We start from the raw sequence: 20,001 nt of genomic DNA, 5'->3' as shown, positions 1-20,001 counted from the left end.
TAGTCGAAGGGGATCGGCGACTCGTCCGGCACGTCGGGATGGAACCAGGCGGGAACGGGCCGGTGGAGGACGGCGCCGGCCACGAGCTTCTCCCCCACCGCAAAAGGTGAGTCCCCGGCCGACCCTGCCCAGTACTGACGGCCCGCGGGGACGACGCCGCGGAGCACCACCCGCTGCGGGGAGATGCCGCCGCGGGCGGGGATCGGGGCGTCAGGCAAGGGCGGACAGGCGGGTGACGGCGGCGTCGATACGCTCGTCGGTGCCGGTGAGCGCCATGCGGATGTGCTGCTGGCCGCGGGGGCCGTAGAAGTCGCCGGGGGCGACGAGGATGCCCAGGTCGGCGAGTGCGTCGACGGTCACGCGACAGTTCTCCCCACGGGTGGCCCAGAGGTAGAGCCCGGCCTCGGAGTTGTCGACGGTGAAGCCGGCCTCGAGCAGTGCCCGGAGGAGCTTGGCGCGTCGGGCGGCGTAGACCAGTTTCTGGGCCTCCTCCTGCTCGTCGGATTCGAGGGCGGCGACCATGGCGGCCTGGATGGGGCCGGGGACCATGAGACCGGCGTGCTTGCGCACCTCGAGGAGTTCCTGGATGAGTGCAGGATCGCCGGCGAGGTAGCCGGCGCGGTAGGAGGCCAGGTTGGAGGTCTTGGACAGCGAGTGGATGGCCAGCAGGCCGGTGTGGTCGCCGTCGCAGACGCGGGGGTCGAGGATGGAGACGGGCTCGGCCGCGTCGTCCCAGCCGAGACCGAGATAGCACTCGTCGGAGGCGACGATGACGCCGCGTTCTCGGGCCCACTCCACCACCTTGCGCAGGTGGTCTACCCCGAGGACTTTACCGGTGGGGTTGGAGGGAGAGTTGAGGAAGATGAGGTCCGGTGTCTCCGGCCCGAGCGCCAGCAACGAATCTGCTCGCAACACCCGGTTGTCAGCCAGCAGGGCCCCCACCTCGTAGGTCGGGTACGCCACCTCCGGGATGACCACCAGGCCGTCACGGACGCCCAGGAGGGTGGGAAGCCAGGCGATGGCCTCCTTCGTGCCGATCACCGGCAGGACAGCCTTGTCCGTCAGCCCGGTCATCCCGTACCGACGTTCCAGCGCCGAGGCGATGGCGGCCCGCAGCCGCGGGGTGCCCATGGTCTGCGGGTAGCCCGGTTCGGCGGCGGCCTCGACGAGAGCGAGCTGGATGTGCGGGGCCACCGGGTCGACCGGGGTGCCCACGGAGAGATCGACGATGCCGTCCTCGTGCGCCGCCGCCCGCGCCTTCGCCGCCGAGAGGGTGTCCCAGGGGAAGTCGGGCAGGCGGGAACCCAGCGGGGTGCGCGCCACGGTCTACTCCTGGTTCTGCGGCGGCAGTGCGGAGATCATCGGCACGTCGAAGTCCTGCGGGCCGAGCTTGGCGGCACCGCCGGGCGAGCCGAGGTCGTCGAAGAAGGCGGCGTTGGCGTCGTTGTAGTCGAGCCACTCGTCCGGGACATCGTCCTCGTAGAAGATCGCCTCGACCGGGCAGGCCGGTTCGCAGGCGCCGCAGTCGACGCACTCGTCGGGGTGGATGTAGAGCATCCGCTTGCCCTCGTAGATGCAGTCGACGGGACATTCCTCCACGCAGGATCGGTCGAGCACGTCAACGCAGGGCTGGGCAATGGTGTACGTCATCGGTTATCGAAAACTCCTGTAATGAGAGCGTATGACAGCGAAAATTCTGGTACCAGTATGTCACTTCGCCCGCAGCACGGGCCACACGCCACCCGCCAACCCGGCGACGAGCAGTCCGACGCTGCGGATGCTGCTGGCCACCAGCTGGTCACCGGTGAGGACGACGCCGAACATGAGCAGCAGGAAACCGCCGGTCCAGACGTACAACGGGATGAGCGCCACCAGTGAGTTCGGGGTCCACAGGCGGGCGGTCCGGGTGAGCACGATGTTGAATAGAAACGCCACGGGGATGGTGTAGGGCACGGCGAGTCGGGCCCCGTCGGGCAGGGTGATCCAGGTGCCCAGGTAGACCACCTCGAGCAGCACGGAGATCGCCGCCGCGACGGACAGCCACACGAGTCCCCCGACGGCCTCGCCGCGGGAGAAGTCGGTGCGGATGATGGGTCGGTTCACTGCCCGTCCTCGGCCACCGGGTGCAGCGGGATGCCGTCGAGGAGTCCGGGGCCGCCGAGCAGGTCGGCCTCGGGCAGCTCGCCGGCGCCGAGCTGGTAGTGCTCGCGTCGCAGGATGGGCTGGGCCAGCAGGTTGGACAGGGCGAACACGGGGTCCGGGCCGGTCGCCCACGCGGCCTGCGGGTTGGTGTCGGAGACGTACCCGTCAGCGATCCACACTTGGGTGGCGTGCGCCCGCATGGCCTCCCGCTTGGCGTTGAGTTCGGCGTCGGTGAGCTCCAGGGCGAGATCATGCGTATCGACGCCCGCGTTACGCAGGTACGCCTCATCCGGCACCGCCCAGCCGGTGGGCACCGTCCCGATCCGCTCGACCCCGTCGGTCTGCTCGGCGAGATCGAGCACCGCCCAGAGGATCCGTGGCACGCCGACGCGGTCGGCGGCGGCGTGGGTGATCTCGTGGGCGCGGATGTGGTCGGGATGGCCGTAGCCGCCGTCGGGGCCGTAGGTGATGACGAGGTGGGGGCGGATGTCCTCGAGGATCTCCGCGAGCAGGTCGACGGCCTCATCGCCGGAGTTGACGAAGGCCCGGGGATTGGCGTGCGCCGGGCTGCCGGCCATGCCGGAGTCCCGGAACCGGCCGGCCCCGCCGAGGTGGACGCCACGCACCCCGAGGAGGGCCAGGGCCTCACGGAGCTCACTGATGCGGAACCCGCCGAGCTGATCGGATTCGTCGTTGACCAGGTGGGCGTAGGTGTCGCCGATGGCCTCCCCCTCCTCACCGAGGGTGCAGGTGACCACGGTGACGTCGGCACCGCGGCGGGCCAGGTGGGCGAGCGCCCCGCCGGTGGAGATCGCCTCGTCGTCCGGGTGGGCGTGGACCGCGACGACGCGGTAGCCGATCAGGTCCCTCAGGTCTCGGGGGCTCACAGTTTCCTCCAGCTCGGGACCGTCGAGATGCCGGCGGTCCAGTTGTCCAGGTCCGGGTCGGGACCCACGATACCCTCGCCGAGGACGAGGACCCGCCGCTCCCCCAGCAGCGGAATGGACAGGTGCTCCCGCTCATTGGTGGCACGCAGGCGCTGGGCACCGGAGGTGGTGTCCACCTCCCCGGCGAGGATCTGCCGGGCCAGGGCGTCGGACTCCGGGGTGCAGTAACCGGAGAGGTTGCCGGAGCTCAGCTCGGCCGCCGGATCCGGGCACAGCCAGTCGCTGGCGAGGTCGGCACTGTCACCCTCGACATGTTCCCAGGTGATCACGGCGTCGACCTCACCTTCGGGCAGCAGCTGACCCGTGATCTCGTCGAGGTCGGAGGACACCACCTCGGCCTCGACGTCGTAGCGGGCCAGCACATCGATGATGGTCCGGCCGGCGGCGATGGCGGTGGCGTCAGCCGGATCGACCCCCAGGCGCAGGGGGCGCTCGGCGGTGGCGGCCTGCAGGGCCGCCGGGGGCGGGCCGGCCGGGTCGCGCGGCGGGGTGTGCTCGGGAACGTTGAGGTCCGCGGAGCGGCCGGCGGCGAGGCGGGCGATGAGGGGGACGTCGATAAGCGAGTGCAGTTCGGCGCGCAGACTGTGCTCGGACAGCGTCGGGGACGCGGTGGACAGGGTCAGACGCAGCTCACGCGGCAGGTCGAGGGTGCGGACCTGGGTGTCCTGCATGAGGGAGTAGGCGTCGACGGAGGTCTCGGAGGGGACGATGTCGAGGAAGCTGATCTGCCCGCTGCGCAGCTGGTCCACCCCCTGGGTGACGGTGCGGATCTCCCGGAAGGTCACCAGGTCCGTCTCTGCGGGGTTGGCGCCCCAGAAGCGGTCGTTGCGGTTGACGGAGATGATGCCGCGGGCGGGGTCGACGGAGCGGATCATGTAGCGGCCGGCGGAGGCGGGGATGTCGTCGACCAGGGCGACGGCGAAGTCGGAGGCGTCGGACTGGAGGTGGTGGCTGGGCAGCAGGTGGGTGAACAGCGACGGCCAGTCGGCGACCTGGTCCGCGAAATCGACGGTGACGGTGCGGCCGTCACCGGAGACGCGGACATCGTCGATGGCGAGGTAGCCGGCCGGTTCCACCACGCCGGGGGTCCGGGTCATGCCGCGCCACAGGTAGCGGAAGTCCGCGCCGGTGATGGGCGTGCCGTCGGACCACTGGGCCGCCGGGGAGATGACATAACGGACGGTCTGGGCCATGCCCTCGGCCGGTTCGATGACCTCGGCGGAGTCCAGGACATCGGCGTCCATCGCGCCGTCCCGGAAGGCGCTCGGCAGCACCAGGGACGCCAGGGAGCGGACGAAGGAGGAGTCGTCGGCGATCAGATGCGGGTTGAGTCCACCGCGCTGGGGGCCGATGCCGACGTTGATCTCCACGTCCGCCCGGGAAGGCGGCTCCGGTTCCGGGGTCTCGCTTGTCGACGCCGCCGTGCTCGCCGCCGGCTCCTCCGGCTCCACGACGGGGGTGGGCCGGGGTTGGCGGCACAGGAGATCAGTGCCGCCGCGAGGAGGACGGGAAGGAGCGGGCGAAGGTTCACGGTACTGATTATGTACCAGCCCGGGCCCGGGACGGGCCCCGCAGCGCCGGGGCGAAGGCGGCGACCACGCCGCCGACGAGGATGAGCAGGCCGAGCGCCCACCGCAGGTTCGTGGCCTCCGACACCGCGCCGACCAGCGGGCTGGTGGCCAGGAAACTCACGCGCATGAGCCAGCTCACCGCGGTGACCCCGGCACCTTCCGACACCCCCGGGATGCGGGCGGCGGCGGCGAAGGCACTGGGCACGAGGGTGGCACAACCGAACCCGACTAGGACGAGCCCGGCGTAGAGCTGCGCCGTCGACGTGGCGGTGACGATGAGCAGGCCGCCGAGGCTGATGAGCACACCGCCGGCCCGGGCGACGCGGACCCGCCCGAAGCGGTCGATGAGACGGTCACCGGTGAACCGGCCCAGGCACTGGGCGGCGAGGACGACGGTGAAGGCCGCGCCTGCGGCGGAGACGTCGATGCCGGCGAACTCGACGGCGGCCAGGGCCGACCAGTTGTTCGCCATGTCCTCCACCGTCGTGCCCGACAGCGCCACCAGCGCCACCGGCAGGGCCAGCCACATGGCGGTGCCGGCGCGCCTGCCGGCGCCGCGCCTCTCCCCCGCCGCATCGCCACTCGCGTTGTGCGCCGGATCGGCCGGGACCGGGCCGGTCAACCAGGTGCCCACCGCGACCAGAATGACCATGGCCACGGCCACGAGCCCCAGGTGCAGACGGATGTCCACCCCGTTGGCGGCGGCGAGGGTGCCGCCGGCGGCGCCGGCCACGGCGCCGAGCGACCAGAAGGCGTGCATGGAGGAGAGGATGGAGCGGCTCAGACGCTCCTGGACGCGCACGCCGGCGACGTTCTGGGCGACGTCCACGACGGCGTCGACAAGCCCCACAGCCATGAGTGCCACGGCGAGGACCACGGCGGACGGTGCCCAACCGATGCCGGCGATGACCGCGGCGAGGACGACCGTGCCCACGAGGACGACCGCACGCGGACCGAAACGGCCGACCGCCCACGACGGCAGGACCGTCGAGGCGAGGGAACCGACGGCGACGGCGGCGACGAGCAGGCCGAAGACGAGGTCACTGAGCTGCCACTGGGTCTTGATCGTCGGGTACCAGGGAAGGACGGAAGCGAACAACGCCCCGTTGGTGGCGAACATCATCGCGACACCAGCGGGGCTGCTCAGGCGGGAGGACACCTTACTTGTTGAGCTGCTTCTCACGGGAGCGGGCGCGGGCGCGCTCGGTGGCGTTGAGGTTGAGCTTGCGGACGCGGAGGATGTCCGGGGTCACCTCGACGCACTCGTCCTGGCCACAGAACTCCATGGCCTCGTCCAGGGAGAGGGTGTGTGCCTTCGCCAGGGTGACGGTGGTGTCGGCGGAAGCGGCACGCATGTTGGTGAGCTTCTTCTCCTTGGTGATGTTGATGTCCATGTCCTCGTCGCGGTTGTTCGCGCCGACGACCATGCCCTCGTAGGCCTCGGTGCCCGGCTCGACGAAGAAGGAACCACGGTCAGCGAGCTGCTGCAGCGCGTACTGGGTGATCTGGCCGGAGCGGTCGGCGATGAGGGAACCGGAGCTGCGGCCCTTGATCTCGCCGGCCCACGGGCGCAGTTCGATGGCGTAGCTGTTGGCGATGCCGGTGCCGCGGGTCTCGGTCATGAAGGTGGTGCGGAAACCGATGAGGCCACGGGCGGGCACGTCGAACTCCATGCGCACCCACTCGCCGGCACCGGTGTCCATGCTGGTCATCTGGCCCTTGCGGGCGGCCATGAGCTGGGTGACGGCACCCTGGTGCTCACCGGGGACGTCGATGATCATGTGCTCGAAGGGCTCGTGGACGGTGCCGTCGATGGTCTGGGTGACCACCTGCGGCTTGCCCACGGTCAGCTCGAAGCCCTCGCGGCGCATCGTCTCGACGAGGATGGACAGCGCCATCTCACCACGGCCCTGGACCTCCCAGGTGTCGGGGCGCTCGGTCGGAAGGACACGCAGGGACACGTTGCCGATGAGCTCGTTGTCCAGGCGGGCCTTGAGCACGCGGGCGGTGAGCTTGTCGCCGCCGCCACGGCCGGCGAGCGGGGAGGTGTTGACACCGATGGTCATGGAGATGGCCGGCTCATCGACGGTGATGCGCGGCAGGGCGACCGGGTTCTCCGGGTCGGCGAGGGTGTCGCCGATCATGATCTCGTCGATGCCGGAGATCGCGGCGATGTCACCGGCGATGACCTCATCGGTGGGCTGGCGGGACACACCGACGGTGCGCAGCAGCTCCGCGATCTTCACCGTCTTGGTGTGCTGGTTGCCCTCGTCGTCGTAGTGGATCCAGGCTACCTGCTGGCCCTTGTGCAGGGCCCCGGCGTGGATGCGGACGAGGCCGATGCGGCCGAGGAAGGAGGAGGAGTCCAGGTTGGTGACGTGGGCCTGCAGCGGGGCGTCGATCTCCGCGGACGGCTCCGGGAGGACCTCGTAGATGACGTCGAACAGAGCCTGGAGGTTCTCCGCCTCCGGGGCGTTGCCGTTACCCGGGTTCTCGGTGGAGGCCTTGCCCTCACGGCCGGAGGCGTAGAGCACCGGCAGGTCGAGCAGGGACTCGGCGGCCTCGGCGGCCTCCGGGTCCTCGAGGCCGGCGGCCAGCTCGAGGAGCAGGTCCTGGGAATCGCTGACCACCTCGTCGATGCGGGCGTCCGGGCGGTCGGTCTTGTTGACCAGGATGATCACGGGCATCTTGGCGGCCAGCGCCTTGCCCAGCACGAAACGGGTCTGCGGCAGCGGGCCCTCAGACGCGTCGACGAGGAGGACGACGCCGTCCACCATGGACAGCGCGCGCTCGACCTCGCCACCGAAGTCGGCGTGGCCGGGGGTGTCGATGACGTTGATGATGAGGTCGTTGCCGTCCTTGCCCTGGCCGGCCCGCCGGATGGCGGTGTTCTTGGCCAGGATGGTGATGCCCTTCTCGCGTTCCAGATCGCCGGAGTCCATCACACGGTCGGTGACTTCGCCGTGGTCGCTGAAGACGCCGGACTGCTCCAGCATGGCGTTGACGAGGGTGGTCTTGCCGTGGTCAACGTGCGCGACGATGGCGACGTTACGGAACTCAGGGTGGGACACGAGTGGGCTGCTCCTAGCGGAAGAAAAATCGGGCCATTATACGGCCACGATGGTGAACAGCCGTTAAGACTACTCCCCCGACGCCTGTGCTGCAGTATCGCCAGTGAGTGACGGTGGTCTTATCCGGTCCCGGCTCCCTCCGGTACGCGGTGCCGGGCGCGCCGTCCCGCGTGCCGACGCCGCGTCACCCCCCACCGTGTCATCGTGTCACCGTGTCATCCCGGCGGGCACTCCGCCCGTAAGTCCTCCGCCGGGATACCGATCTCGTCGATGATGTCACTGTTTTTCAGTTCCGTGGCCCGCTCGTGGCTGTACTCGTTGATGAGCACCTCCCCCGGCTTCAGCGCCCTGAGCTGCGTCATCGTGGCGGCGACCTGGGGAATGGCCTCGTCCCGGCCGGCGACGGTGCGGTCCGGGGTCGGGATGACGATGTAGATGAGGTCGTCGCTCTCCCGCATGGCTACCGGGTCGGTGGCCTCCCACGGCGGCTCGAGCGACTGGAGGTTGACGGTGACCCGCCCGTTCTGGGACCGGTCCGCAGCCAGCTCCCCCATGAGGACGTTCTCCTCGCTGCCCGGGAGTTTCTCCCGACCTTCGTAGACCCCGACGCCGTTGAGGCGGTAGTCGCAGGTGTCCACGTGCAGGAGGACCTCGCCGGCCTCGTTGAGTGACAGGGCGGATTCGCCGCGGACGTCGGCGGTGACGAGGTTGCCGCAGGCGGTGAGGGTGAGGGCGGCCCCGAGAACGTCGGCTGTCAGGGCGGCGCGGCGGGGTCCCGGGATCATGACCCTCACCCTATGGGTTTCACAGGAAATTCATTGTGATCTCTTTGTAACGAACTGGTCTCGAAGTGCGACAGTAGAAATGAGTCGCCCGTTTCGGGTTGACTGCGCAACGCAAGTGAATATTGTTGTGTAACGAAACTGTTGTGATTCGTGTGACTCACTACTGACTGACACCGGAAAGGTCCTCCGTGGGATCAACCATGCACCGCGTCTCCACCGCTGCCGCCACCGCCGTGGCCGCTGCCGCCCTCGCCGTCTCGACCACCCTTGTGCCGGTCGCCTCGGCCGCCCCCCTGCCGGGCCTGCCCTCCTCCATCCCGGGTTCCCCCTTGGACGAGCTGGGCCGCCCCACCCCGGCGACCGTGGCGCAGGTCCGCGACCTGGCCGAACAGCCGTGGTTACCGCGCGAGGCCCGCGATGCCATCCTCTCGGCCCTGGCGTTCTACGCCGGCACCGGCGACGACGAGGCCGGCACCCCCCTGCCGGAGGACGCCCCGCCGTTCACCCAGTTCCTCTGGCCCACGGTGTCCGGCTCCTGCATCGGCGGGGAACTCGACGCGGTCGGCTCCGCCATCGCCGTCCCGGGTCCCACGGAGATCCCTGCCCCGGGCGCCGCCGACGGCCAGACCGCCTTCGTCTTCACCGCCCTCGGCACCGCTGCCGCAGCAGCCGACCAGGGCCGCATGCACGTCCAGTGGTTCAACCTGGACAACCTGCGTCACGGTTCGACCCCGCTGGGCAACAACGGCATCAACCCGGAGGGCCCCGCCACCCTGTCGGGCACCGCCGACACCGGGCACGGCACCGTCGTCGCCATCGTCTCCGGCGATGTCCGCACCGAGAACGCCACCTGCTCCTTCATCCCCACGGCCGCCATCATCGATGCGAGGTAAACACACGTGACCGCTGATCTGCACCCGATCAAGGAAGAGACCTTCGACACCACGGACCGCGTCAACGTGGATCCGAAGGGCTACCTCCGCGAGGTGGACACCTACCGGGTCACCGATTTCGGGCTCTACATGGCCCGCGGCGCCAACCACCCGAAGTTCGGCTACCTGGAGTCGTGGCTGCTCCCCCAGCTGGGACTGCGTGCCAACATCTTCCACTTCCGTGAGGGTGTCAACCAGCGGCAGGACTACTACTTCGACGTCGCAGACATCAACGTCGACGGCGCGGTGTGGTCCACCCGTGACCTCTACGTCGACCTCATCTCCGTGACCGGCGAGCCGATCGACGTCCAGGACATCGACGAGCTGGCCGCCGCCACCTCCGCCGGCCTCATCACCGCGGAGGACGCCGAACGCGCCATCGACACGACCCTCACCGCGGTGGAGGGCATCACCCGCCACCAGGACGATCCGATGAAGTGGCTGCGCACCCTCGGCATCGAACTGACCTGGGCCGACAGCGTCGAACTGGTCCCCGCCGATTAACTGTGTCCCCAGACACATTTCCGGGCTAGAGTTGGTGGTGACAGCATCCGCCGACCCCGAAGGACATGCCATGTCCCAGCCCGATGACACCACCCCCGAGAACACGACCGAGAAGAAGCTCACCTGGGAGTTCCCCGAGGACAAGCCGTTCACCCACAACCATCCCGAACGTCCCGGTAAGTCGAACCGGGAGGAACGTCAGGAGCTGCCGGAGGAATGGGGCCAGGAGTCTTTCCCGGCCAGTGACCCGCCGGCCAACTACTGAGGTCCTCCCGCCCCGCTAGGGTTGTGCCATGACGACGATCTACCACAACCCCCGCTGCAGCACGTCCCGCAAGGCCCTCGACTACCTGCGGGAGCGTGGCATCGAGCCGGAGATCATCCGGTACCTGGACACCCCACCGAGCGTGGCGGAGCTGTCGCGGCTTCTCGACGTCGCGGGGCTGCGCCCCCACGACGCCGTCCGCACGCGCGAGGCCGAGTACAAGGATCTGGGTCTGGGCCCCGACACCCCTGACGACGAGCTGCTCGCCGCGATGGTCGCCCATCCGCGCCTGATCCAGCGCCCGATCGTGGTCACGGACAAGGGCGTGCGCATCACGCGGCCGTTGGAGACGATCGACGAGATTCTCTGACATAAGAAATTTTTGTTGCATTCGGCGGCGACTTCACGTTTCCTCGGGGGTACCACCATCAGCCCCCTACGGGAGGACACATCATGAGAGTCGTTGTCGTCGGCGCCACCGGAAACGCGGGTACCGCGGTGCTGCGCGCCCTGCAGGACACCCCGGAAGTCACCGACATCGTCGGCATCGCCCGCCGACTGCCGGACCCGGACACCGCCCCGTACGCCGGGTGCACCTGGGAATCGGTCGACATCGCCGCCGCCAGTGACGCAGCGGACGCGATCACCGACCTCGCGGAGATCTTCCGCGGGGCGGACGCCGTCATCCACCTCGCCTGGCTCATCCAGCCCAATGACCAGCGGGAGCTGCTCCGCCGTGTCAACGTCGAGGGCACCCGCCGCGTCGCCGAAGCCGTGGCCCGGTCCGGAGTCCCCCAGCTCGTCGTCGCCTCCTCGGTCGGCGCCTACGCCCCCGACAGCGCCCGCGAGGACCGCGGGGCCGACACCATCCCGCCGCTGCGGGACGAGTCCTTCCCCGTCGGCGGGATCGACTCCTCCCACTACAGCGTGGACAAGGCCGCCCAGGAGGACGTCCTCGACCAGTTCTGCGCCGCGCACCCCGACATCGCGGTCGCCCGTCTCCGCCCAGGCCTGATCTTCCAGGCAGACGCCGGTTCGGAGATCCAGCGCTACTTCCTCGGTGGTGCCGTCCCGGTGCAGCTGCTGAGGACCGGGCGGCTGCCCGCGCTGACGGTGCCGAAGGGCATCTACCTGCAGGCGGTCCACGCCGACGACATCGGACGCGCGTATGCGGCGGCCGTCGTGAAGCGCGCTGACGGAGCCTTCAACGTCTGCGCAGATGATGTCCTCGGCCCGCAGGAGCTGGCGGACATCGTCGACCACGGCCGGTTCCTGGAGATACCGCCGGCCCTGGTGCGGGCCGCCCTGGTCACCGCCCACAAGTCCGGCCTGGTCCCCGCGGACGTCGGCTGGCTCGACATGGGGATGCAGGTGCCCCTGCTGGACAACACCCGCGCCAAGAACGAGCTCGGGTGGCAACCCCGGGTCACCGCGGCCGACGCCCTCCGCGAGCTGCTCGACGGCATGGTCGCCGGGCAGGGCCTGGCCTCTCCTCCCCTGCGACCCCGGAACTCCGACGAGCAGCATGTCGCCGCTGTCGGCGAGCCGGCCGGAGCGGGCGCGGCCGCCGGAGACGGCACCGCCGCCGTCAACCCCGAGGACGGGGCCCTCACCGAGGACCTGCTGTCCCTCTACCTCTCCGACCACCTCACCGGCGCCACCGCAGGTGTCAACCGCATCGAGCGGATGGCCGACGACTACCAGGACACCCCCGTCTACGCCCGACTGGCGGCCCTGGCCGATGAGATCCGCGCGGACCGGGAGCTGCTGCGCAACGTCATCGACGACCTCGGCATCCGCCGTCGCCCCTACCGTCAGGCCGCGGCCTGGGTCGGCGAGCGGGTGGGCCGGCTCAAGCTCAACGGCCGGGTGGTGGAACGCTCCCCGATGACCCTGCTGCTGGAGACCGAGCTCATGCGTTCCGCTGTCGCCGGCAAGCTCGGCGGCTGGGAGACCCTCCGTGAGCACGCCTCCGAGCTGCACCTCGACGCGACGGTCTACGACCGGCTCATCGAGGCGGGACACCGCCAGCTGGCCACTCTCGACGAGATCCACGAGTACGCTCGTACCAGGGCGCTGCGTGATGACCGCCACACCTACTGGACGTGACGGATGGATCCCGTGAGCGCTCACCACTCCGTCTGAGAAAGGACACCATCATGGCTGAAGAGAACATCACCCCGGTCCCCGAGCACGAGCAGGACCCGGCCAAGCAGGAGGACACCTCCGACATCGGCAAGCGTGACGGCGCCGACCGGGATGAGCTCGTCGAGGAGTGGGGCGAGGACTCCTTCCCCGCCAGCGACCCGCCGGCGAATTACTGATCCCCACCACCCGCACAACGGCCTGCCGGCCACCACACCGGTCGGCCGTTCCTGCTCTGAAGAATCGACCACTCCATGTTTCCCCAGACCTACGACACCGCCGCCCGTGAGGCCGCCGAGAAGATCAGCCGACTCTCACAGGACCGCGGGCTCACCGTGGCCGCCGCCGAGTCCCTCACCGGCGGCACCCTCGCCGCCTGCCTGGCCGCCGCCCCCGGCTCCTCCGACTGGTTTGCCGGCGGGGTGGTCAGCTACCAGACGCGCACCAAGTGCGAGGTCCTCAACCTCCCCGAAGGCCAGCCGGTGATCACCGAAGCCGCCGCCCTGGCCATGTGTCAGGGGGTCGCCGAGCTCATGCGTTGCGACGCCGCCGTCGCCGTCACCGGTGCCGGCGGCCCCGGCCCGCAGGAGGGACACCCCGCCGGCACCGTCTGGGTCGCCGCGCAGGTGGGCGAGCGTCGCAGAGCGCGACTCCACCACTTCCCCGGTGACACCGGGGCGATCCTCGCCCGGACCCGACAGCACGCCCTCGAGCTGCTGCTCACACTCATGACCACCGACAACCCGGAAGGGACATCATGAAAGCCGTGACCTGGCAGGGAAAGCGCTCCGTCAGCGTGGACACCGTGCCTGACCCCGTCCTCGAACAGGACAATGACGTGATCATCGAGGTCACCTCCACCGCGATCTGCGGATCTGACCTTCACCTCTACGAGGTGCTCGGGCCGTTCATGGACCCCGGTGACATCATCGGCCACGAACCCATGGGCCGCGTGGTTGAGGCGGGACCCACCTCCGGCCTCTCGGTGGGCGACCGTGTGGTCGTCCCCTTCACCATCGCCTGCGGGTCCTGCTGGATGTGCGACCGCAGGCTGTACTCCCAGTGCGAGACCACCCAGGTCACCGAACAGGGCAACGGCGCCCGGCTGTTCGGCTACTCCCGCCTGTACGGCTCCGTCCCCGGTGGGCAGGCCCAGTATCTGCGGGTGCCGCACGCCAACTTCGGCCCGGTGAAGGTCGGCGAGGAACTTCCCGACCACCGTTATCTCTTCCTCAGCGACGTCCTCCCGACCGCCTGGCAGGGTGTGCGGTACGCCGGCGTCGGTCCCGGAGACACCCTCGCGGTGTTCGGGCTGGGACCGATCGGTCAGATGGCCGCCCGCATCGGCGTCCACCTGGGGGCTCGCGTCTTCGGCATCGATCCGGTGGCGGAGCGTCGGGACATGGCCGCCCGCCACGGTGTCGAGGTCCTCGACTTCACCGCCGAGACCAACGCGGAGATCCGGGACGCCACCGGTGGTCGCGGCCCGGATGCGGTGGTCGACGCGGTCGGCATGGAGGCACACGGTTCCCCGGTCGGGAAGGCGGCGCATACGGCAGTCGGGTTCCTGCCCGATGCCCTGGCCCGCCCGCTCATGGAGCACGCGGGTCTCGACCGGCTGGCCGCGCTGCACTCGTCGATTGATCTGGTGCGCCGCGGTGGCACCGTCTCGCTCAGCGGTGTCTACGGCGGTGAGGCCAGCCCCATGCCGCTGTTGACGATGTTCGACAAGCAGATCCAGCTGCGGATGGGCCAGGCGAATGTCCGCGCGTGGATCGACGACCTGCTGCCACTGGTGGAGGATCCCGCCGATCCGCTCGGCGTCGACGATCTGGTCACCCACCGCCTCCCGCTTGACGACGCCCCGGGCGCCTACGAGATGTTCCAGGACAAGACCGACGGCTGCATCAAGGTGGTCCTCGACCCGCAGGCCTGAGGGCTGCCCGGCCCTGCCCGGGCAGCAACAGACCCCGCCGCCGCACACTGATCGTGCGGTGGCGGGGTCTGTTGCTGTCAGGTGGATCAGACGCGGGTGCTGCCGGCGCCTGCTCCCCCGTCCTCGGTGAGACCGAGCTGGGATCCGGTGCCCAGCTCGATGTTGAGGCCCGGGACCGACTCGATGAGGTCGCGGGTGTAGTCCTGCTGCGGGTTGGCGAAGATCTCGTCCGCCGTCCCCTGCTCCACGACCGCACCCTGCTTCATCACGACGACTTCATCGGCGATCTGACGGACCACGGCGAGATCGTGGGTGATGAACAGGTAGGACAGGTCCAGTTCGTCCTGCAGCTCGGCGAGCAGCTGGATGATCTGGTTCTGCACCAGCACGTCGAGCGCGGAGACGGCCTCGTCGAGGACGAGCACCTCCGGCTTCAGCGCCAGGGCACGGGCGATCGCGATGCGCTGCCGCTGACCACCGGAGAGCTCGTTGGGGAATCGACGCATGGCTGACCTCGGCATGGCGACCATGTCGAGCAGATCCGCCACGCGGGCCTCCCGGTCCTTGCGGGTGCCCACCTTGTGCAGTGCCAACGGCTCCTCGATGCACTTGTAGATGGAGTACATCGGGTCGAGCGAGCCGTAGGGGTTCTGGAAGACGACCTGCATCTTGCGACGCATCTCGAACAGTTCCTTGCCCGACAGGGTGGACAGGTCGGTGCCCTTGTAGAACACCTTGCCCTCGCTCGGCTCCAGGAGGTTGAGCACCATGTTCGCGGCGGTGGACTTACCGGAACCGGACTCGCCGACCAGTGCCAGGGTCGAACCCCTGCGCAGGGTGAATGAGACGTCATCGACAGCGCGGAGGGACTTCTTGTCGCCGCGGGAGCCGCGGACGTCGAAAATCCTGGTGAGGTTCTCGACGCGGATGACCTCCTCCGTCTCCTGGACGTCACCCTTGGCCACCAGTTCCGCCGACTGCTCGCCGGCGGCCAGCGCGGACTGGATGCGCGACGACGCCAGGGACGGCGCAGCCTTCACCAGACGCTGGGTGTACGGGTGCTGCGGGTTGCGCAGGATCTGCAGGCTCGGTCCGGACTCGACGATGCGTCCACGGTGCATGACCACGAGGTGCTCGGCACGCTCGGCGGCCAGGCCCAGATCGTGGGTGATGAACAGGACGGCGGTGCCCAGGTCCCGGGTCAGGCCCTCCAGGTGATCGAGAATGCGCTTCTGCACCGTCACGTCGAGCGCGGAGGTCGGCTCATCGGCGATGAGCAGCTTCGGGCGGGCGGCCAGGCCCACGGCGATGAGAGCACGCTGGCGCATGCCGCCGGAGAACTCGTGCGGGTACTGCTTGGCGCGCCGCTCGGCGTCGGGAAGCCCGGCCTCCTCGAGCAGCTCCGTGACGCGGGCACCCACCTCGGAGCCCTTGACCACGTTGTTGGCCTTGAGCGACTCGGCGACCTGGGTGCCGATCCGCCACACGGGGTTGAGGTTGGACATCGGGTCCTGCGGCACGAGACCGATCTCGGAACCACGGTACTTCTGCATCTGCTTGTCGGACAGACCGGTGATGTCCTCACCGTCGAAGATGATCTGCCCGTCGGTGACGGTGCCGGTGCCCGGCAGCAGGCCGAGGATCGACATCGCCGCGGTGGACTTGCCAGAACCGGACTCGCCGACGATGGCGACGGACTGGCCCGGGTAGATGGTCATGTTGATGCCGCGGACGGCCTCGACGATGCCGGTGGAGGACGTGAAGGCGATCTTGACGTCCTTCATCTCCAGCAGCGGCGCCTGGGCGGTGCCGGCGGCGTCGGTGGCACCGATGTTGCCGGTGTTGTCGGTGTTGTCGGTGTTGTCGGTGGTGGTCATCGCTTCCTCGCCTTCGGATCCAGGGCGTCGCGGACGACGTCACCCATCATGATGAAGCTGAGCACGGTCAGCGCCAGCGCCATGGCCGGATAGAACAGGACCATCGGGCGGGTACGCAGGCTGGCCTGGGCGGCGGAGATGTCGCCACCCCAGCTGACGATGGTCGGCGGCAGGCCGATGCCCAGGAAGGACAGGGTGGCCTCGGCGACGATGAAGGTGCCCAGTGCGACGGTGGCGTAGACGATGATCGGGGCCGCCGCGTTGGGGAGGACGTGGCTGGTGAGGATCTTCCACTTCGACGCGCCGAGTGCGCGGGCGGCGGTGACGTACTCCTCATTCTTCACGCTCAGGACCGCACCACGGGTGATACGGGCGATGTTGGTCCAGCCGAACAGGCCGAGGACGAGCACGACGGTGGCCACCGTGCGGTAGTCCTTGAACACCTGCATGACGACGATGGCGGCGAGCACCAGCGGGACGGCGAAGAAGATGTCCGTCAGGCGGGAGAGCAGGGTGTCCAGGATGCCGCCGAAGTAACCGGCGAGCGCGCCGATGGTCGTGCCGATGAGCACGACGAGGGCGGTGGTGAGGATGCCCACGGACACAGAGGCACGGGCACCATAGATGGTACGGGCGAAGATGTCACAGCCCTGACGGTCGAAGCCGAAGGGGTGGCCCGGCTGCGGCTCGTCGAGGGAGTTGGCGAGCACGCACATGCGCGGGTCGGTGGAGGTGAACAGCTGCGGGAACATGGCCAGCAGGACCGCCACGAGAATGAGAACGGCGGAGACCCAGAACAGCGGACGGCTGCGCAGGTTACGCCACGCCTGACGCCACTGGGACACCGGGGCGGACTCGTCGGACACCGCGTCGACGGCACCGAGGCCGGTCTCGTCGGTCTCGGCGATGTAGTGGTCCTGCCCGGGGCGCAGTTCGGAACGGCTGCGCAGTCGGTTGCCGGCGAGGATCTCCTCCTCGCCGGCGGGGTTGGAGACGTTGCGGTTGATGTCAGGCATATCGGATCCTCGGGTCGAGCACGGCGTAGATCAGGTCCACGATGAGGTTGGCGATGATGTACACGATGACCAGCACGGTGGTGAAGGACACGACCGTGGTCGGTTCGCCCTTGATGATGGCCTGGTAGATCGAGCCACCGACGCCGTTGATGGCGAAGATGCCCTCGGTGACGATCGCGCCACCCATGAGCGCACCCAGGTCCGCACCCAGGAAGGTGGCCACCGGGATGAGCGAGTTACGCAGGACGTGTCGGCCCATGACCCGGCCGTTGCTCAGGCCCTTGGCCCGGGCGGTACGGACGTAGTCGGCGCGCAGGTTCTCACTGACGGACTGCCGGGTCAGGCGGAGCACGTACGCGAAGGACACAGCTCCCAGCACGACCGCCGGCATGAGCAGCGAGGTGAAGTCCTCTCTCGAGCCGACGGTGACCGGCAGGATCCCCCATTTCACACCCACGAGGAACTGGAGGACGAAGCCGATGACGAAGGACGGCACGGCGATGACGATCAGCGACATGACCAGGACGGTGGAGTCGAAGATGCCGCCGCGACGGACACCGGCGATGACACCGAAGATGATGCCGAAGACGGCCTCGAAGACCAGCGCCATGGCGGCCAGTTTGATGGTGACCGGGAAGGCGTTGGCCATCACGCTGGAGACGGGCTGGCCGGAGAAGGTGGTGCCGAAGTCGAGCGTGAAGATGCCCTTGATGTAGAGCAGGTACTGGACGATGAAGGGTTTGTCCAGGTTGTACTCGGCCTCGATGCGGGCGCGAGCGGCCTCGGTCAGTCCGCGGTCGCCGCCGAGGGCTTCGACCGGGTCGCCGGGCATGAGGAAGACGAGTGCGTAGATGAGCAGCGTGGCTCCGAAGAACACGGGGATCATCTGGAGCAGTCGTCGCCCGATGTAGCGCAACATAACTATTCCTTAGCTAGATCCGTTCGGGCACCTGACCGCAGGCACGACCAAACCCCGCGTGAGTGACCCTCACGCGGGGTAAGTCGAACTGGTCAGATGTCACGGATCAGATCGTGGTCCGTGGCGGTCTACTGCTTGGTGATCTCGTAGTACACCGGGACAGACTTCCAGGAGAAGGTGACGTTGTCGACGTTCTCGCTGTAGCCGCCCGCGACGTTGGAGTACCAGAGCGGGATGGCCGGCAGGTCCTGGAACAGGATCTCCTGGGCCTCGTTGTAGATGCCGGCGGCCGCCTCCGGGGAGTCAGAGCCTGCGGCCTCGGCCAGCTTGGCGTCGAAGTCCGGGTTGGAGTAGTCGCCGTCGTTGGAGCCGGCGCCGGTGCCGTAGAGCGGGCCGAGGAAGTTACCCGCGGACGGGTAGTCGGCCTGCCAGCCGGCACGGAAGGCGCCCTGGATGGTGCGGCCGGTGACGTCATCGCGCAGGGACTTGAAGTCCGGGTACGGGTTGCCCACAGCCTCGATGCCGAGGTTGTTGCGGATGGAGTTGGTCACCGCGTCGACCCAGGCCTGGTGGCCACCGTCGGCGTTGTAGGAGAGGGTGAACTCACCGGTGAACGGAGCGATCTCGTCGGCCTGGGCCCACAGCTCCTTGGCGCGCTCGGGATCGAAGTCGAGGACATCGTTGCCGGCGACGTCACCGTCGTAGCCCGGGAGGACCGGGGAGGTGAAGTCGGTGGCCGGGGTGCGGGTGCCCTCGAAGATGGTGTTGGTGATCTCTTCGCGGTCGATGGCGTGGGACAGGGCCTGGCGGCGCAGCTTGCCCTCTTCGCCACCCCAGTGCTCGAGGCTCTCCGGGATGGTGAAGGACTGGAAGACGGCGGAGGGCTGGTTCACGGCGCGCTCGCCGAGCTCGTCCTCGAAGGTGGAGAAGGCGATGTCCGGGATGGCGTCCAGGGTGTCGAGGTTGCCGGCCAGGAGGTCGTTGTAGGCGGCGTCCTGCTGGGCGTAGAAGACGAACTTGATGCCGTCGTTCTGCGGGGTGCGCTCGCCCTGGTACTCCTCGTTCGGGACGACGGTGGCGTCCTGGTTGTGGTTCCACTCCAGGAGCTTGTAGGGGCCGTTACCGTTCGGGTTCTCGCCGAAGGCGGCCTCGTCCTCGCGTGCCTCGTCCGGCAGCGGGTAGAAGGCGGAGTAGCCCAGACGCTGCGGGAAGTCGGCCTCGGGCTGGTTGAGCTCGATGGTGAAGGTCTTGTCGTCGACGACCTGCAGGCCCTCCATGGACTCGGCACCCTCCTCGTAGCCCATGATCGGCTCGAAGAAGTAGGCGGAGAGGTGGGAGTTGGCCACCGCGTGGTTCCAGGTGTCCACGAAGTGCTGCGCGGTGATCTCAGTGCCGTCGGCGAAGGTCCAGCCGTCCTTGAGGGTGACGCGGAAGGTCTTGTCACCCTCCGGCTCGATCGACTCGGCCATCTCGTTGTGGATCTTGCCCTCGGCGTCGTAGTAGACGAGGCCGGAGTAGATCAGGTCGACGATGTTGCCGCCGCCCACTTCGTTGGTGTTGGACGGGATGAGCGGGTTCTGCGGCTCGGTGCCGTTGGCGGTCACGTAGTTGTCGCCGCCCCCGTTGCCGTCGCCGCCGCCGTTGGCCGAGTCACCGTTGCCGGAGTCGGAGTCGCCGCAGGCAGCCAGGCCGAATACCAGGGTGGTGGCAGCCAGCGCCCCGAACGCTTTCTTTCTGAGAGTCATGCTGTGGACCTCCAGGTCGATATGGGTGTTTGACCAAGCATAAACTGTGACCCGGCTCATTAAAATTGCCGCACCGCCCCGCCGTCACGTTTTGGCCGGAAAGCCACCGGGTCTACGCCGGCGTAACGGGCCGTTCACCTGCCGTT

Annotated in this window: 20 protein-coding genes; 8 read left to right on the top strand and 12 right to left on the bottom strand. The window is 68.7% G+C overall.

The genetic code is table 11. From position 1 onward, the window contains the following. Positions 1-210 precede the first annotated feature (210 nt). From dapC to QP029_RS09110, 8 genes are all read right to left on the bottom strand, one after another. Positions 211-1,323 carry a succinyldiaminopimelate transaminase gene (dapC, locus tag QP029_RS09145; RefSeq protein WP_284874013.1) on the bottom strand — a complete coding sequence of 371 codons (1,113 nt, stop codon included), beginning with the start codon at positions 1,321-1,323 and terminating at the stop codon, positions 211-213. A 3-nt stretch (positions 1,324-1,326) separates the two neighbouring features. Beyond that, positions 1,327-1,650, bottom strand: coding sequence for a ferredoxin (gene fdxA, locus QP029_RS09140; protein ID WP_284874012.1), 324 nt, complete (start codon positions 1,648-1,650; stop codon positions 1,327-1,329). A gap of 60 nt (positions 1,651-1,710) precedes the next feature. Further along, positions 1,711-2,103, bottom strand: a complete 393-nt coding sequence (locus QP029_RS09135) for a hypothetical protein (protein ID WP_284874011.1) — start codon at positions 2,101-2,103, stop codon at positions 1,711-1,713. Continuing rightward, on the bottom strand, positions 2,100-3,029 hold the full coding sequence (gene mshB / locus QP029_RS09130) for an N-acetyl-1-D-myo-inositol-2-amino-2-deoxy-alpha-D-glucopyranoside deacetylase (protein ID WP_284874010.1): 930 nt from the start codon (positions 3,027-3,029) through the stop codon (positions 2,100-2,102). The genes QP029_RS09135 and mshB overlap by 4 nt, the downstream gene beginning before the upstream one ends. Then, positions 3,026-4,540 carry an ABC transporter family substrate-binding protein gene (locus QP029_RS09125; RefSeq protein WP_284874009.1) on the bottom strand — a complete coding sequence of 505 codons (1,515 nt, stop codon included), beginning with the start codon at positions 4,538-4,540 and terminating at the stop codon, positions 3,026-3,028. The genes mshB and QP029_RS09125 overlap by 4 nt, the downstream gene beginning before the upstream one ends. A gap of 88 nt (positions 4,541-4,628) precedes the next feature. Then, positions 4,629-5,783 carry an MFS transporter gene (locus tag QP029_RS09120; protein ID WP_284874008.1) on the bottom strand — a complete coding sequence of 385 codons (1,155 nt, stop codon included), beginning with the start codon at positions 5,781-5,783 and terminating at the stop codon, positions 4,629-4,631. A 37-nt stretch (positions 5,784-5,820) separates the two neighbouring features. Next, positions 5,821-7,731: a translational GTPase TypA gene (typA, locus tag QP029_RS09115; protein ID WP_284874007.1), complete on the bottom strand. Its 1,911-nt coding sequence runs from the start codon at positions 7,729-7,731 to the stop codon at positions 5,821-5,823. A gap of 215 nt (positions 7,732-7,946) precedes the next feature. Next, on the bottom strand, positions 7,947-8,516 hold the full coding sequence (locus QP029_RS09110; protein WP_284874006.1) for a hypothetical protein: 570 nt from the start codon (positions 8,514-8,516) through the stop codon (positions 7,947-7,949). 200 nt (positions 8,517-8,716) lie between these two features. Here QP029_RS09110 and QP029_RS09105 point away from each other — a divergent pair, with 200 nt between their 5' ends. The 8 genes from QP029_RS09105 to QP029_RS09070 all read left to right on the top strand — a co-directional run bounded on the left by QP029_RS09105 (position 8,717) and on the right by QP029_RS09070 (position 14,298). Then, positions 8,717-9,409, top strand: coding sequence for an Rv1157c family protein (locus QP029_RS09105; RefSeq protein WP_284874005.1), 693 nt, complete (start codon positions 8,717-8,719; stop codon positions 9,407-9,409). Positions 9,410-9,415: 6 nt separating this feature from the next. Beyond that, positions 9,416-9,952, top strand: coding sequence for a ribonuclease FAU-1 family protein (locus QP029_RS09100; protein WP_284874004.1), 537 nt, complete (start codon positions 9,416-9,418; stop codon positions 9,950-9,952). A 70-nt stretch (positions 9,953-10,022) separates the two neighbouring features. After that, the gene (locus QP029_RS09095; protein ID WP_284874003.1) at positions 10,023-10,217 is read left to right on the top strand and encodes a hypothetical protein; all 195 of its coding nucleotides are present in this window, start codon (positions 10,023-10,025) and stop codon (positions 10,215-10,217) included. Positions 10,218-10,245: 28 nt separating this feature from the next. Then, a complete protein-coding gene (gene arsC / locus QP029_RS09090; RefSeq protein WP_284874002.1) occupies positions 10,246-10,587 on the top strand; it encodes an arsenate reductase (glutaredoxin) in 342 nt (113 codons plus the stop codon). Between the two features lie 83 nt (positions 10,588-10,670). Beyond that, positions 10,671-12,326 carry an NAD-dependent epimerase/dehydratase family protein gene (locus tag QP029_RS09085; protein WP_284874001.1) on the top strand — a complete coding sequence of 552 codons (1,656 nt, stop codon included), beginning with the start codon at positions 10,671-10,673 and terminating at the stop codon, positions 12,324-12,326. A gap of 50 nt (positions 12,327-12,376) precedes the next feature. Beyond that, on the top strand, positions 12,377-12,541 hold the full coding sequence (locus QP029_RS09080) for a hypothetical protein (protein ID WP_284874000.1): 165 nt from the start codon (positions 12,377-12,379) through the stop codon (positions 12,539-12,541). Between the two features lie 75 nt (positions 12,542-12,616). After that, positions 12,617-13,123: a CinA family protein gene (locus QP029_RS09075; RefSeq protein ID WP_284873999.1), complete on the top strand. Its 507-nt coding sequence runs from the start codon at positions 12,617-12,619 to the stop codon at positions 13,121-13,123. Continuing rightward, on the top strand, positions 13,120-14,298 hold the full coding sequence (locus QP029_RS09070; RefSeq protein ID WP_284873998.1) for a zinc-dependent alcohol dehydrogenase: 1,179 nt from the start codon (positions 13,120-13,122) through the stop codon (positions 14,296-14,298). Before QP029_RS09075 ends, QP029_RS09070 begins: the two co-directional genes overlap by 4 nt. Positions 14,299-14,384: 86 nt before the next feature. Here QP029_RS09070 and QP029_RS09065 read toward each other — a convergent pair whose 3' ends face one another. The 4 genes from QP029_RS09065 to QP029_RS09050 form a co-directional block, all read right to left on the bottom strand. After that, entirely contained in the window at positions 14,385-16,082 is a 1,698-nt protein-coding gene (locus QP029_RS09065) for a dipeptide ABC transporter ATP-binding protein (protein WP_284876210.1), read from the bottom strand. Positions 16,083-16,171: 89 nt separating this feature from the next. Continuing rightward, positions 16,172-17,191, bottom strand: a complete 1,020-nt coding sequence (locus tag QP029_RS09060; RefSeq protein WP_284873997.1) for an ABC transporter permease — start codon at positions 17,189-17,191, stop codon at positions 16,172-16,174. Then, positions 17,184-18,110, bottom strand: a complete 927-nt coding sequence (locus QP029_RS09055) for an ABC transporter permease (protein WP_284873996.1) — start codon at positions 18,108-18,110, stop codon at positions 17,184-17,186. The genes QP029_RS09060 and QP029_RS09055 overlap by 8 nt, the downstream gene beginning before the upstream one ends. Positions 18,111-18,238: 128 nt before the next feature. Next, positions 18,239-19,855 carry a peptide ABC transporter substrate-binding protein gene (locus QP029_RS09050; RefSeq protein ID WP_284873995.1) on the bottom strand — a complete coding sequence of 539 codons (1,617 nt, stop codon included), beginning with the start codon at positions 19,853-19,855 and terminating at the stop codon, positions 18,239-18,241. Between the last annotated feature and the right edge of the window lie 146 nt (positions 19,856-20,001).

The organism is Corynebacterium suedekumii (genome assembly GCF_030252185.1).
GTDB lineage: Bacteria > Actinomycetota > Actinomycetes > Mycobacteriales > Mycobacteriaceae > Corynebacterium > Corynebacterium suedekumii.
The sequence above is the reverse complement of the archived record's forward strand: the minus strand, read 5'-3'. Positions and strand labels throughout refer to the sequence as shown.